This window comes from Chitinophagales bacterium (assembly GCA_019694975.1).
Taxonomy (GTDB): Bacteria; Bacteroidota; Bacteroidia; order Chitinophagales; family UBA10324; genus JACCZZ01.
Window position 1 is genome coordinate 198,952 of the sequence record JAIBAY010000007.1, and the last position, 14,387, is coordinate 213,338.

Consider the following 14,387-nt stretch of genomic DNA (forward strand, 5'->3'; position numbering starts at 1 on the left):
TGATCAGTGCTAACAGAAACCAACAGGCTGCTGAAAAAGGCAGTACAAGCTAAAAACGTACTGCCTGTATTACATCCGTTCACTGCCTGCTTATTCCTTTGTAAGAATAAGCGGCTGATGATAATTATGTTCTCCGATACGCATCACAACAAGGTAGTATCCCGCGGTGATCTCATCACCTAAATAAAGATCAATTTCCACCCGGTGATCTGTAAATGTTAACTGGCTGCTCCAGATGATGATGCCCGCAAGGTTTCTTATTTCAGCGATGCAGGAACCGTTTTCCAATGCTCCTGTATTAAGCCGCATATGGACTTCACCCGTAGAAGGGTTTGGATAAATCAGCCATGAATCAAGTCCTTCATCCTTCAACTCTTCATCTTTGCAATTGCTGGTGATGGCAATGACATTGGAAGTAGATGAACATCCTGTTGAATTGGTCACCACGCATGAATAATTTCCTGCCACAGCAGCAACATAGGAAGAGGCTGTTGCACCACTGATAGTTACTCCATCATTTTTCCAGGCATAGGTGAGCCCCGAACCGGTATTGGCAGATATAGTTTTTGTTTGTCCCGCACAGATGTTAGCACTTCCACTGATGCTGATTGTAGCAGCGGGCAACGGATTCACGGTCACTTTCAGGCCGCTGCTCGTCTTATTGCAGCCATGCACATCCGTAACTTTTACCTTGTATGTTCCGGATGATACAGGTGCATAATTCTGATTGGTTGCACCATTCTGCGTTGCGGTGCCCTTCAGCCATTGATAGCTGTATGGCCCGCTGATGGTGGTCAGATAGGTGCCGGCATTGAGGCAATAAGTTGCAGGCCCTACAGCACTCACGGTGACGGCAGGCAGTGTCCACACCGTCACGGCCACCGGTACAGAAGTCCCCGTGCAGCCTGCTGAATTGGAAACTGTAACAGTATAATTTCCGGAAGCGGTTACAGATATGGTGGAGGTTGTTTTGCCGTTGGACCAGCTGTAACTGTTATAGCCACTGCCGGCATCAAGGGTCACACTTCCACCATCGCAAAACTGCGTGGCGCCAAGTGCGGAAATAACCGGAACCGGCGGCTGGCTTTGCGTGATGGTTTTTTGTGCTGAAGTGCCGCTGCATCCATTGGCATCGGTGACGGTTACTGTATAAGAACCTGCTATGCCGGTACTGATGGATGCTGATTGCGCGCCGTTTGACCAGGCATAAACCGGGTATGTACCACAGCTTAAGGTGATAGAAGATCCTGCACATACCGTGGAAGGACCAGTGATAACAGGCACCGGGCTGGTGTTTTGTGTGACCGACAAGCCGGAAGAAGTCTTTGAGCAGCCATGTATATCCGTGATCATCACCTTATAGCTGCCACCGGAAACGGGAGCATAGTTCTGACCGGTTGCTCCGCTGATGTTCACACCCGATTTAAGCCATTGGTAAACATAGCCACCGATGGTGGTCAGGTAGAACCCGCTGTTGGAACAATAGGTGACGGCACCACTGCTGGTGGAAATCACCGGCGTGGGAGGAATCCATTCATCCACATTTACCGCAGGAGAAGTGCCTGAACAGCCACTTGTATTCGTAACAGTTACGGAAAAACTACCGGATGCAGTTATAGTATTCGTCTGTGTCGTTTTACCATTCGACCAGGAGTAAGTGGCATAACCACTGCCTGCATCGAGCACTACGGAACCGCCATCGCAGAATTGCGTCGGACCCTGTGCCGTTATAACCGGAGATAGAGATTGGCTGACAGTAACATTTTTTGCCACTGAGGTGCCGCTGCATCCATTAGCATCCGTTACGGTAACCGAGAAGTTTCCCGCACTGCTTACGCTGATAGTGGAAGCCGTGGCGCCGGTTGACCAGCTATAACCTGCATAAGACCCGCAACTCAGCACAATGGATGATCCCTGGCATACGGTAGCAGGTCCGGTAATCACAGGCACGGGATTGCTGTTGATGGTGATGGAAAATGAAGCAGATGTTTTTTGACAGCCGTGAATATCAGTGATCACCACTTTATAGCTTCCTCCCAAGGATGGCAGATAGTTTTGCTGTGTGGCGCCGGCAATGTCTGCCCCGGACTTCAGCCATTGATAGCTGTAACCGGCAATCGTGGTGAGGTAAACGCCGGTATTGGCGCAGAATGTAGTAGCACCTGTACTCGTGGAAATAACTGGCGTGGGTGGTATCCATTCTGTGACTGACATGGCCGGTGAGGCGGCACTGCATCCGTTTGCATCTGTTACGGTAACGGTAAAGCTTCCCGATGCCGTGATGCTTACGGTCTGCGTAGATTTTCCATTCGACCAGCTGTAACCATTGTATCCTGCACCGGCATCAAGTGTTACGCTGCCACCGTCACAAAATGAAGTGGCACTGAGTGCTGTAATGACAGGCTGAGGCAATGCATTAACCACAATCATTTTAGGAGATGAAATGGCAGTGCAACCATTGGCATCGGTAGTGGTAACTGCATAGGTACCGGCAGCGGTAACATTAATGGATGACGTTGTCTGCCCTGATGACCACAGGTAAGAAACATAACCTGCCATGGCGGCGATATTGGTACTCTGGCCCTGGCAAATAGTGGTTCCGCCGGTGACGGTAAGTGATGCCGGCGTGCCGGAGTTCACCGTAACTGAAAAATTATCGGACGATTTACTGCAACCATGAACATCAGTGATAACCACTTTATAGGTAGTGCTGCTTGACGTCGGCTGATAGGTCTGATTGGTTGCATTTACGAGCACCGTTGCTCCCTTTTTCCATTGATAGGCATAGCCGGGTATGGTTGATAGCGTAGATGGGTTCTCTATACAATAAACAACAGGGCCGGTTACAGATATGGTTGGCAGCGGCAGGTCCCAAACGGTCAGATCGATGGAAGGCGATGTACCGTAACAATTGTTGGCATCCTTAACAGTAACTGTGATAGGACCGTTGGTTTCGGCTGTGATACTCTGACCGGATTTGCCGTTGGACCACGCATATTGATTAAAGCCGGGTTGTGCAGACAATGTAACACTTTGATCGTAGCAGAATGAGGTAGGACCAGCTGGTGTTATTGCCGGCTGCGGTAAAGGATTCACGGTTATCACCTTGGGAGGACTGGCAGACATGCATCCATTCAAATCAGTGATGGTACATGTATATGTTCCTGAATTGCCGACCGTGATAGTATTGGATGAGGCACCCGTTGACCAGAGATAATTAAAATAGCCAGATGGCATACTCAAATCAGTTGTCTGATTCTGACAGAGTACCGAGCCGTTTGAAACAGTTATTGCAGGAGCGGTGAGCGAATTGACCGTAATGCTTACCCCTGCATCATTCTTTTTAGAACAACCATGAATATCCGTCACGATTACTTTGTAAAGACCGCTTGCAGAAGGAATATAGGTTTGGCCTGTGGCGCCGGAAATAGCAGTGCCGCCTTTCGTCCATTGACAGGCATAGCCCGGAATGGTGGATAAGGTAGTCGGATTTTCTATGCAAAAGGTAGTAGGCCCCATGGGTGTTATCGCAGGGTAATCAGGCTCCCATACAGTTACTTCAATTGCATTGGAATTTGCCTGGCATCCGTTGGTATCCTTCACATTCACCCAATAGGTGCCGGATATATAAAATTTATCAGTCTGCAGGTTTCCACCGTCAGACCAGTTATAATTATTATAAACCTGGTTCACCTGCAGCGTCACACCTGTATCATAACATCCCTGCGCAGCTGTTACAGGGCTGATAACCGGCTGGGGAAGCGGGTTGACCGTGATGGTTTCCGTATCCGACACTACAGAACAGCCGGTTGCATTATCAGTAATCAGCAGATAATGATTGCCTGATGTGGTGATAGTTGCCTGCGGTACAGTGTCGCCGGTTAGCGGCCACAGGTAGGATACATTCGTATAAGTGAAATTAGGCCCGAGATAAAGCAAAGCGCTGCCTCCGGCACAAAAAGTTTTTGGATCCGTCACTTTTATGTTGGGCTTGGTTGGAACGGGATTGACTGTGATATGCACTGAAGCCTCCGCATAATATCCTGCAGGATGATCATATACTTTAACAGTATAGTCACCGGTGGAGGTTATCCAGATCTTGCGCGAGGTTTTTCCATTCGACCAGTCATATGCAATATGTCCTGCTCCTGCATCCAGTTCAACGCTGTCGCCTGCGCAGAAGGTGGCGGGGCCGTTGATGGAGATGGCTACTACAGGCGGCGCATACGGAACTGATGCGGAAGTGATGCGGGTACTTGAATAAGGCTGCAGCACGAGTGTCTGCGGCAAAGAAGCATTAACTACGGTAACGTCTGCTGCTGTTGCTACCAGTTGCAAAGCAGGTGCATATCGCATTTCATAAGTGCCGCCGCCGGGAAACATAACATTTGTTGTTATTTCCTGCGTGTTGCCGGTCAGGTTGAGAATCAGGGCATCACTTGCAGTGCCATTGTTGAACAGGTAACCGAATAAACCGTTGTAATAGTTGGAATCACCCTTTTCAATGGCAAGCACCTGCGGGTTGGGCGAGAATTGAATCGGTGAAGCATAGTCTTTGCCATACATAGCATTGCCCACCATAGTCATGTTATTGCCGCAGGCTGTCAGCCCCCAGAAGGTAGTTGCTGGCTGCACAGGCGGAGGAATGAAACTCGGATCATCGCCATTTCCAAAAACAAATCCTTCGGTATCATAAAAATGACTGCCATATACGGCAGTGCCGCACATGCCATGTGGTGTAACTTTGGTGATTCTGTCGTCCTGCAGCAACAACAGGGTTTGCAGCGCCTGGTAAAGCCCGTGTGTCCAGTAACCATGGGTTGGACGTTCATGGTCCGACAGGTTAAACTCCGTGATCCATATCTCTTTTCCCGGCCGCACCTTCACCATTGATTTATTTTTCAAAATGTCCCAGCCTTTAAATGGCTGATACAGCCAGTCGGGCACATCCTGCATGTTCACGTCTAACTTTTCCGCAGCTGTTTCAAGTGAATCGGCATCGGCAGAAGGATAATAAAAATGAAAAGTCATGGCATCTTCGCCTTCGAGGTGGGCCAATACGCTGTCGTTCCAGATCTTTCTCCTGGGCGCTGCATTTTTATCAAATACCCCTTGTGCCGCCACCTTTGCATCCGGAAAATATTTATGAATGCTGTCGGCCCAGATCGTTGCGGCTATGCCATAGTCTGCCGGTGTGGGGAATTTCTGAAGAATATAGGCGGAATCTGGATCGTCACCTTCCAGGTAAAACTCATTGCCCAATTCGACATACTTCACCGGAATACCAATGGAGTCCGCATGCTTCAGCATGGCGATCTGTTCCGGGATATCTGACAGAATCATGTTAACGCCTAATATAGTTGCCTGCACGCCGCTTGCATCGCGCAAAACTTTGTAGTCTTCCAGCCTGTTGGGTACCTTGGAAAGCGATGCGTACTTGTCCGGCACATTCGGATCATCATAAACCCATCCTTCCCGCCAGTTATACCAGCTGGAAAAAGCACCTTGCGGAAAACGGTACACCTGCGGCTTCAGCAAAGGCATTTTAGCGAGCAGGTTCGGATTCGTACAGGATGAACCGCCCCTGATGGTGGTACCCGTATTAAATCCGAAAATATCGTTCGTGATAGTCCTTCTTGTTGACAAACCGGGAGCAATCGTCTGTGCATCGGTTGCGGTTACTACGATCAGCAGGCAGGAGCACCACAAAATGAAATAGCTTATATACGCGGCAGGACGTAGATTTTTCAGCATAAGCAGGCATTTTAAAGGATTAACCCAAAAAGGGTAACCAAACAATAAAATGCTTACGGAGGCAGCACACAAATTGTTGCCCGTTCCGGGAAAAAAATGTGGCATAAAACCGGTGGAAATAAACGGCAGTAAATGGGGAAGCCCTTACCTGGTAAGCATTTCAGCAGGCAGCTTCAAATTCGGGCAAGTAAGAAAAAGGATGAATCAGGCATAAAGCGGAAACTGCTGCATAAAATCATGCACTTCCCGGCGCGTTTTGCTGATCAGGGATTCATGATCCGGATCCATGATGATATGATCCATCCATTCCACAATCTGTGTCATGTGTTGCTCCTGCATCCCGCGTGAAGTGATGGCTGCGGCACCTACGCGGATACCGGAAGTGACAAAGGCTGATTTATCGTCGAATGGAACCATGTTTTTGTTGAGGGTGATTTCGGCGCGCACCAGCACATGCTCCGCCTTTTTGCCGGAAATATTTTTGTTCCGCAAATCAATCAGCATTAGGTGATTATCGGTGCCATCGGAAACAAGTTTATAGCCGCGATCGGTAAACGCTTTAGCAAGCGCCTGCGCATTTTTCTGCACCTGTCTTGTATAAGTTTTAAAATCATCCGTTAGTGCTTCACCAAAGGCAACCGCTTTGGCCGCAATAACATGTTCCAGCGGGCCGCCCTGTGTTCCCGGAAAGACAGCACCATCGAGCAAAGAAGACATCATCCTGATTTCTCCTTTAGGTGTTTTCAGTCCAAAAGGATTTTCAAAATCTTTACCCATAAGAATTATGCCGCCACGCGGCCCACGCAAAGTTTTATGCGTGGTAGAAGTTACAAAATGGCAATGAGGCAAAGGATCATTCAATAAATCGGCTGCGATGAATCCGGCAGGATGCGCCATGTCGCAGAGCAGGAATGCACCCACTTCATCTGCTATTTCCCGAAACCGTTTGTAATCATAATCTCTTGAATATGCTGAGGCCCCGCAAATAATCAGTTTAGGCCGTTCCGCTACCGCTTTGCTATGCACATCCTCCATATTGATGCGGCCTGTTGCTTTATCCACACCATAGAAGGTTGCCCTGAAGTACTTACCGGAAAAATTGACAGCAGACCCATGTGTCAGGTGCCCGCCGTGGGAAAGGTCGAGGCCGAGGATGGTATCGCCCGGCTTCAGCACCGCCAGGAATACCGCAGTATTCGCCTGTGCACCGGAATGTGGTTGCACGTTCGCATATGCTGCCCCAAACAATTCCTTCACACGGTCAATGGCGAGCTGTTCCACTTCGTCAACCACTTCACATCCACCATAGTAGCGGCGTCCGGGATATCCTTCCGCATACTTATTGGTGAGGCAACTGCCCATGGCTTCCATCACCTGCATGCTCACGAAGTTTTCGGAAGCAATCAGTTCAATGCCATGGCGCTGCCGTTCAAGTTCCCGGTGCAGCAGCGAAAAAAGTAGATCATCTCGTTTCATATCAGGTATCAGTGAGGGGCCAAAAATAAGCGGAATTGCAGGAATAGTGATGACTGCGTGATTTAAAACGTTGCTGCAGCGCGACAATGGCTGTCAACGATACACTATGTTTGTCCTTGAATGCAACCTGTCCTCCGCAGATGACCATCATCCGCATACAAACAATAATCGATGCACCGGTGCGCCGCTGCTTCAACCTGTCGCGCAGCATTGATGTACACATGGTCTCCACTGCCCGCACGCATGAAAGAGCGATTGCCGGCGTCACGAGCGGACTAATTGGCTTGCATGAAACAGTTACCTGGCGCGCGAAGCATCTGGGGTTCTATCAGCAGCTTACGGTAGCGATCACTGCCATGGAAGAGGATCGTTATTTCAAAGACACGATGGTGAAAGGCATTTTCAAAAGCCTGGAACATGAACATTATTATGATGCAAGCGGCAATACAACCGTAATGACAGATGTATTAAGCTTCGAAGCGCCTTTCGGCCTGTTAGGCATCATGGCAGAAAAATTATTACTGCACCGGCATATGAAACGATTCCTGACCGCCAGAAACAACGTGATTAAAAAACTGGCTGAATCTGATGCGTGGAGAAAATATATCGACGCATAATATTTAGACTGCGTCATTAGAAAAATCCTGTCAGTATGATTGAAGCGTAATTGCTTCCACACTGGTTAATCATGGCATGATGAAAAGGCTAGTTGTTTAAATTATACTCTTCCCATACAATTTTACTTTCTGAATTTCCTTTATTTGTATACCGATTGATACACTTATCACCTGGTATCTTAACCAGGAAAATCTTGTATGGAAATCTTTGCATCGTAGCAGCAAATACATAGCAACATTACTCATTACGTCAAACGCTGCGCCTTAACCTTAGAAGTCTTTTTTTATATTTCGATTGAGAAGGAAATGCATGGTGAACAGTTAACCAATGAAACCTTCTGTGCACTCAATAAGAAAAAAGGACCCATGTTTAAGTGTACATGACAAGAAAGTAGTGATAAAGGAGTGGAAGAATCAACGCTAACGGGCAACAACTTTTCAAATACTGCATAGTCAGCATTTTTTAACCTGCAAGCAGATCATATGCAGCCTCTTTCTTTTCCCAATTGAAAGTGCATCTGCTATCTTTGCGCGCCATGAGCCCGTTGAAAATCCATAACAGTTTAAGCCGTTCGAAGGAAGTGTTTACCGCCATCCATCCTCCTTATGTGGGTATGTACGTGTGCGGACCCACCGTAAGCGGCGAAACACATCTCGGGCATTCCCGCGCTTATGTAACGTTTGATATCCTCTACCGCTTTCTCCTGCATGAAGGATACAAGGTCCGTTATGTGCGGAATATTACCGATGCCGGCCATTTTGAAGAAGAGGACCGCGCCGCGGAGGATAAGGTTGCCAGCAAAGCAAAACTGGAACGGCTTGAACCCATGGAGCTGGTGCAGAAATACACCAACGTCTTTCACGACATGATGGATCAGCTTAACATCCTGCGGCCGGCCATCGAACCAACAGCCACCGGCCACATCGTGGAGCAGATTGCCATGATTGAAGACATCATCGCGAAAGGATTTGCATACGTGGTAAACGGTTCGGTGTATTTTGATGTAACGAAATATGCCGGGCAAAATGACTACGGCCGCTTGTCCGGCAGGAAGATAGAAGAGATGATTGCAGGAAGCCGCGAACTGGAAGGACAGGGTGAGAAACACCATCCAGCCGATTTTGCCCTCTGGAAAAATGCGCCGGCCGGTCACCTGATGCGCTGGAAAAGCCCGTGGGGCGATGGTTTTCCCGGTTGGCACATTGAATGCTCCGCCATGTCGTCGAAATACCTGGGAACGCCATTCGATATTCATGGCGGCGGCATGGATCTTCTGTTTCCTCATCATGAAAGTGAGATCGCTCAAACCAAAGTGGCAACCGGAAAAGCCATTGCCAACTACTGGATTCACAACAACATGATTACCGTGAAGGGGCAGAAGATGAGTAAGTCGCTGGGCAACACCATCACCATTGCGCAGCTCTTCAGCGGCGATCATCCCTTGCTCGATCATCCGTATTCACCGATGACTTTGCGGTTTTTTATCCTGCAGACACATTACCGCAGTACGCTTGATTTTTCCAATGAAGCGCTGTCGGCAGCAGAAAAAGGATTGCAGCGTTTGCTGAATGCCCTCGATACGCTGAATAAATTCCACTACCGTGAAGACAGCGCTGTATTCAACCCGGCGGAAGATGAAAGGATCCGCACCCTGATCAGTTCCTGCATGGAATATATGCTGGACGATCTGAATACGGCCATGACGCTCGCTGCCTTGTTTGAATTGAGTTCAGCCATATTTTCCTGGAAGCATCAGCTGCTTCCTTTATCAGCCGTCAGCAGGGAAACTTTTGATGCACTCACAGTAACTTTCAATGATATGGTAACAAACATATTTGGCCTGAAAGGTGAAAAGAGCAATGACGACAGCAAGATGAATGGTTTGATGGAATTGCTGATCTCGCTGCGAAACGAAGCCCGCAGCAAAAAGGATTTTGCCACTTCCGACAAGATCCGCGATGATTTGCAAAAGGTGGGCATTCAGCTGAAGGATGGCAAGGATGGCACCACGTGGGAAGCATAAAAATCCCGGAGCATCAACGCGAAAACATGCAGCCATCAGCCATTGCAACAGTTCATCTTTAGCCGGCAGAGCTGATCGTAAAAACTGTGCGCAGCTGTTTAAGAAAACAGGCGTCGACACAAAAAACTCGCCTGCACACTGATCATTCTTCCAGCAACACATCCAGGATTTCTTCCCTGATATGCTCCGCCTTTTCAGTAACAGGACTGCTGATAACGGTTCCGATATTGATTCCTATAAAAAAGTAAGTGTCCTTATCAGGAATATATTCGAGCAGGCAACCCGCTCCTATTCCACCACCGGAATGGCCGTAGATATCATGCTCTTTATACGGATCATTGCTGATACCAAGCCCATAGCCGTAAGCATATTTCCCGGTATCATTTTTCACGAAGGTCAGCATCTGTTCCATGGAGGATGGTGACAGCAATTGATCTTCAAACAATGCTTTCAGGAAGGTGACATAGTCAGCCGGCGCCGCAATGATTCCATCATCTCCGATTAAGGAGCCGACATTCACCTGTTGCATTGCCGAGCAGTTTTCCAGCACACCGTTGCTGTAACGGTCCCAATAAGAATTCACCAGGCCGGGCTGATGCAGATAGTCCGCATAATCACGATAATAGGAATTCACCAATCCAAGTGGTTTGAAAATCTGATCGCGCATATACTTCGCATGATCGCCGGTTAGCTGATCGCCTATCAGTGCCAGCAGCAGATAGTTGGTATTGGTGTAGACACGTTTGCTGCCGGGTTCAAAGCGCAAATCATCGCCTTTGATATAGTCAAGATAATCCATGGTGGTAAAAACATGAAGCGGATGTTGCAGGAGGTAACTCACGTAAGCCGGCTTATCATTGTATTCGGCGATTCCTGAAGTGTGGTTCATCAGCTGCCGCACCGTTACCTTTTCCGCGCCGGTTACTTTTGCCGTTACTTCAGCGGGCAGGTAGGCCGTGATCTTTTCATCCAGTTTGATGCGTCCTTCCTCCTGCAATTTTAAGATGGCAACAGCGAGGTAAGTCTTGGAAACGCTCTGAGAATATTGCAGGTGACAGGGCTGCATAACGGTTTTGTCTTCCAGCTTGGCATATCCTGCCGCACCGGCCCAGAATCCTTCGGGAGAATACACAGCGAGTGCAAGTCCGGGCAATCCGATGACAGCATATTTGTCGAGGAGGTTTTGCAGCTGAGCGGCTTTGGAATAATTGCTATTGATGTCCTCCTGCATCGTACAGGAATTTCCCGCTATCTCCCAGGTCTGCTTGCTGCAGGAAACAGAGATCAGGAGAATCAGCAGTATCGAAAGATATTTCATGGAGCGCTTAGTTTGTTTTTAATAGTTAAAATGAATGCGGGTTCCAACCTGTACCAAGGAATAGAAGTTGAGCGGTATGCCATCGTTGTAAAACAAGGCGGGCACTACCTGGTAACTGATGAAAGGTGACACGTATGTTTTGGTACTGTATTTATTGTATCCGACCGAGATACCCAATGGCACCATCAACTGCGATTTGCCTCCTTTAACAGCAGTGACCTGGCCGTTTTGATATTCAAAGGTCTGCACCGGGTGAAAGATTCTCTGCCAGCCGATACCTGCTTTCAGCTCGGGAAAGAAATGCTTAAAGAAAGCCGGGCGGTAAACTGTTTGGGTGTACGTGAAAAATCCGTTGCCGGCATCCTTGTTAAAATAAAAACCAGCCTGGAACTGCTGTGCCCAGTTTTGTTTTCCATTCAAACTCACTTCCGTTCCCAGCGCAATACCCACATGGCCGAAGTTGCTTTTCAAATCCTGAAACGGAAGCGCGAAATTCTGGAACTGCAAACTGATGATGACAGGAAAGTTCCGGTAATCAGCATCGGATGTTGCGGCATCCTGCGCCTTGCTGAATGTCGCCTGCAGCGGAAGCAACAGGCAGAGTAGTAGCCTAAATTTCATCTTAAAAAATTTTGAAGGCGCAAATATGCAGGCATGTTGAGGGTAAAAACAAGCTATTTATGGCCAATTCCCCTGAAGTGTGGCAGATTTTACCGTGAAATGCAGCAGCTAAGCGGGCTGAAACCATGATTTAAAGGCAGGCGCCTTCAAACGGCTCACCGGAATGGCCTGAGGAAATTTTTCTGTTGGCCTGATCAGTGCCTGGATCTTTCCGTTTTCACCCCTGTCGAAGCCCGTAACAAGCTGCCGGTGGATGATGGATTGCCGGTTGAGCCGGAAAAAATATTCTTGCGGCAGTTTTTGCTCCACCATGTCAAGCGATTCATCGAGGTAATAGCTTCTTGAATGTGTGGTGTATAATACAGTGTATTCATCTTCAATTGCAAAGCCGGCAATATCGGCAAAGGCGATAGAGATATTCTTCTTGCCGAATTTTACCATATAGCCGTCATTGCGCAACACTTTCTCCTGCTGACGCGCCTCTTCTGTGTCTTGCCACAAAGTGTAATAATGCAGGCCGATGTATATACCGTTCACCACCAGGAACCAGATGGCAATTATTACAATGTCAACCGTAAAGAATGATACCGGCATAGGATGATCGGTAAAAATCCGGTTCACGAGCATGGTTTGCAAGATGATGGCTGCCAGTCCGGCGATGCTGCTGCTGAAGGTTTGCAGGAAGATCCGCCTCGTGGTATTCCGTTGATACGGATACACACGGTCGAGGTAAATGATGACAGCCCGGCAACAAAGCCAGCCGACATAGCCCTGCTGTGTATCAATCAGGTAGGTAAGTACGAGGAACCAGTTTAGCCGGATATTGATATAGGTAAGATGATAGTTGATGGCGGCGATAACCGGAATGAGAACGAGGAACAGCTTTACATCATTATAGCGATATGGCCTTGACTGAAGCATGCGCTGTTTTCCGACAAAAATATTCAATCAGCCATTTTGTAGAAAATGAACCTAAAGCTGCAATCAAAGTAGGTTCCGCTATAATCCATATTTATCCACCAGGTATATCAAAGCAGTCATGGCAGCGGCACTCAGCTCCAGCTCGCGCCGGTTAACTTTATCGAAGGTATCACTTGCAGCGTGGTGGTAATCAAAATAACGTTGCGGGTCAGGCATCAATCCCGACAGCAGCTTGCAGTTTCCTTCGAGGTGGCCAATGTCGGCACCGCTGCCGCCTTCTTCAAAATTATTGATATCATAGGGGAAAAATAACGGCCGCCATGTCTTCACTTTTTCGATGGTGGCCTTATCGCCCTGGAATGAAAATCCGCGCGGCGCAAAGCCACCCGCATCCGATTCAATGGCAAAGAGATGGTTTTCATTTTTCGATTTTGCTTCTGTGGCATATTTATCTCCTCCACGGCTGCCATTTTCCTCATTCATAAACATGACTGCCCTGATCGTGTGCTTAGGCCGGATGCCCAGCGATTGCAACAGGTACAAAACCTCCACCGATTGCATGACGCCGGATCCGTCATCATGCGCGCCATCACCTGTTTCCCAAGCATCAAGATGACCGCCAACGGTGATGAACTGTTCCGGATTTTCAGTGCCCCTGATTTCACCGATTACATTAAACGACGGTTCATCGGGCAGCATCTCACACAACTGACGGAAAAAAATTTTCGTCGCGGGATCACGCCGGATCTGTGCACTCAGTTCTTCCGCATCCAGGGTACTGACGGCACAGGCTGGAATTTTAGGCAGGGAATCTTCATAATGCATGGCACCGGTATGCGGATAATCATCGAGTGAAGTGGCGACAGAACGCACCATCACGCCTATGGCACCGTACTGTACCGCTTTCACCGCGCCGGCCCACCGGTATTCCACACCGTCGCCATAGGCTTCAAAGGTCCTGATCTTTGTCTGATCAAAAGGATGATTGAAGAAAACGATTTTCCCTTCCACATTTTTTCTTCCCAGTGAATCAAGTTCTTTGAAGTTGTGCACCTCAACAACCTGCGCCATGATTCCCTTTTTACCGGTGCCGGTGGAGTTTCCGAGGGCACAGATGGTAAGCGGTTTCTTTTCCGACTTATTAGTTACGTAGTAAGCGGTCTCCTGTTCGCCACGCACCCAATGCGGCACCATGCATGGCTGCAACCAGACAGAGTCGAAACCATACTGTTGCATCAGCCTGCGCGTATATTCAACTGCACCAGCCGCACCGGGCGAACCTGCCAGCCGTTTACCGTAGTCACGGCAAAGCACTTCCAGGTTTTTATATGCTTCTCCCTTTGTGAGTGCCTGATCGAAAATTTGCCGGATGATGATTGAGTCATTTACCTGTGCATTGGCCTGAAGCATGCATAGGAAAAGCGCAAGAAATATCACAGAGCGCCTGCGAAGCAGAAAGCAAGCCGGCTGAGCATGCATTAAAACAAATTTTTCTTTCAGGATGATGGCGAATGATGGCATACGTTGTCAGTTTGGAGAAACCAAAAATAATCAAAGCGCTGACTGTGTCGGTCAAAAAACCGGCTTAAATAAAAATTTCAAGTTGGAATTGGATTTTTCAGGATGGTTCCTGTGAAGATGGCGTCCGCTATCATC

Annotated in this window: 8 protein-coding genes; 2 read left to right on the plus strand and 6 right to left on the minus strand. The window is 48.2% G+C overall.

Annotated elements, in window-relative coordinates; genetic code table 11:
- Positions 1-90: 90 nt before the first annotated feature.
- Together K1X61_13455 and K1X61_13460 are read right to left on the minus strand one after the other, a co-directional pair.
- Positions 91-5,754, minus strand: a complete 5,664-nt coding sequence (locus tag K1X61_13455; GenBank protein ID MBX7109652.1) for a hypothetical protein — start codon at positions 5,752-5,754, stop codon at positions 91-93.
- A 204-nt stretch (positions 5,755-5,958) separates the two neighbouring features.
- Positions 5,959-7,230, minus strand: coding sequence for a serine hydroxymethyltransferase (locus K1X61_13460; protein ID MBX7109653.1), 1,272 nt, complete (start codon positions 7,228-7,230; stop codon positions 5,959-5,961).
- Positions 7,231-7,370: 140 nt separating this feature from the next.
- Between K1X61_13460 and K1X61_13465 the strand changes: the two genes are divergently transcribed.
- Together K1X61_13465 and cysS are read left to right on the plus strand one after the other, a co-directional pair.
- On the plus strand, positions 7,371-7,847 hold the full coding sequence (locus tag K1X61_13465; protein MBX7109654.1) for an SRPBCC family protein: 477 nt from the start codon (positions 7,371-7,373) through the stop codon (positions 7,845-7,847).
- A gap of 536 nt (positions 7,848-8,383) precedes the next feature.
- Complete coding sequence (gene cysS / locus K1X61_13470; GenBank protein MBX7109655.1) at positions 8,384-9,871, plus strand: cysteine--tRNA ligase; 1,488 nt, start codon at positions 8,384-8,386, stop codon at positions 9,869-9,871.
- A 142-nt stretch (positions 9,872-10,013) separates the two neighbouring features.
- On the opposite strand, the gene K1X61_13475 is transcribed toward cysS, so the two are convergent.
- From K1X61_13475 to K1X61_13490, 4 genes are all read right to left on the minus strand, one after another.
- Positions 10,014-11,189: a beta-lactamase family protein gene (locus K1X61_13475; GenBank protein ID MBX7109656.1), complete on the minus strand. Its 1,176-nt coding sequence runs from the start codon at positions 11,187-11,189 to the stop codon at positions 10,014-10,016.
- 18 nt (positions 11,190-11,207) lie between these two features.
- The gene (locus tag K1X61_13480) at positions 11,208-11,810 is read right to left on the minus strand and encodes a hypothetical protein (GenBank protein ID MBX7109657.1); all 603 of its coding nucleotides are present in this window, start codon (positions 11,808-11,810) and stop codon (positions 11,208-11,210) included.
- Between the two features lie 108 nt (positions 11,811-11,918).
- Positions 11,919-12,731 (minus strand): LytTR family transcriptional regulator DNA-binding domain-containing protein, encoded by an 813-nt coding sequence (locus tag K1X61_13485; protein MBX7109658.1) that lies wholly within the window; start codon positions 12,729-12,731, stop codon positions 11,919-11,921.
- Between the two features lie 78 nt (positions 12,732-12,809).
- Complete coding sequence (locus tag K1X61_13490) at positions 12,810-14,141, minus strand: M20/M25/M40 family metallo-hydrolase (GenBank protein ID MBX7109659.1); 1,332 nt, start codon at positions 14,139-14,141, stop codon at positions 12,810-12,812.
- Positions 14,142-14,387 lie beyond the last annotated feature (246 nt).

Coding starts and splice junctions, on each gene's coding strand:
- K1X61_13455 (MBX7109652.1), bottom strand. CDS start 5,754: ATGCTGAAAAATCTACGTCCTGCCGCGTATATAAGCTATTTCATTTTG.
- K1X61_13460 (MBX7109653.1), bottom strand. CDS start 7,230: ATGAAACGAGATGATCTACTTTTTTCGCTGCTGCACCGGGAACTTGAA.
- K1X61_13465 (MBX7109654.1), top strand. CDS start 7,371: ATGACCATCATCCGCATACAAACAATAATCGATGCACCGGTGCGCCGC.
- cysS (MBX7109655.1), top strand. CDS start 8,384: ATGAGCCCGTTGAAAATCCATAACAGTTTAAGCCGTTCGAAGGAAGTG.
- K1X61_13475 (MBX7109656.1), bottom strand. CDS start 11,189: ATGAAATATCTTTCGATACTGCTGATTCTCCTGATCTCTGTTTCCTGC.
- K1X61_13480 (MBX7109657.1), bottom strand. CDS start 11,810: ATGAAATTTAGGCTACTACTCTGCCTGTTGCTTCCGCTGCAGGCGACA.
- K1X61_13485 (MBX7109658.1), bottom strand. CDS start 12,731: ATGCTTCAGTCAAGGCCATATCGCTATAATGATGTAAAGCTGTTCCTC.
- K1X61_13490 (MBX7109659.1), bottom strand. CDS start 14,141: ATGCTTCAGGCCAATGCACAGGTAAATGACTCAATCATCATCCGGCAA.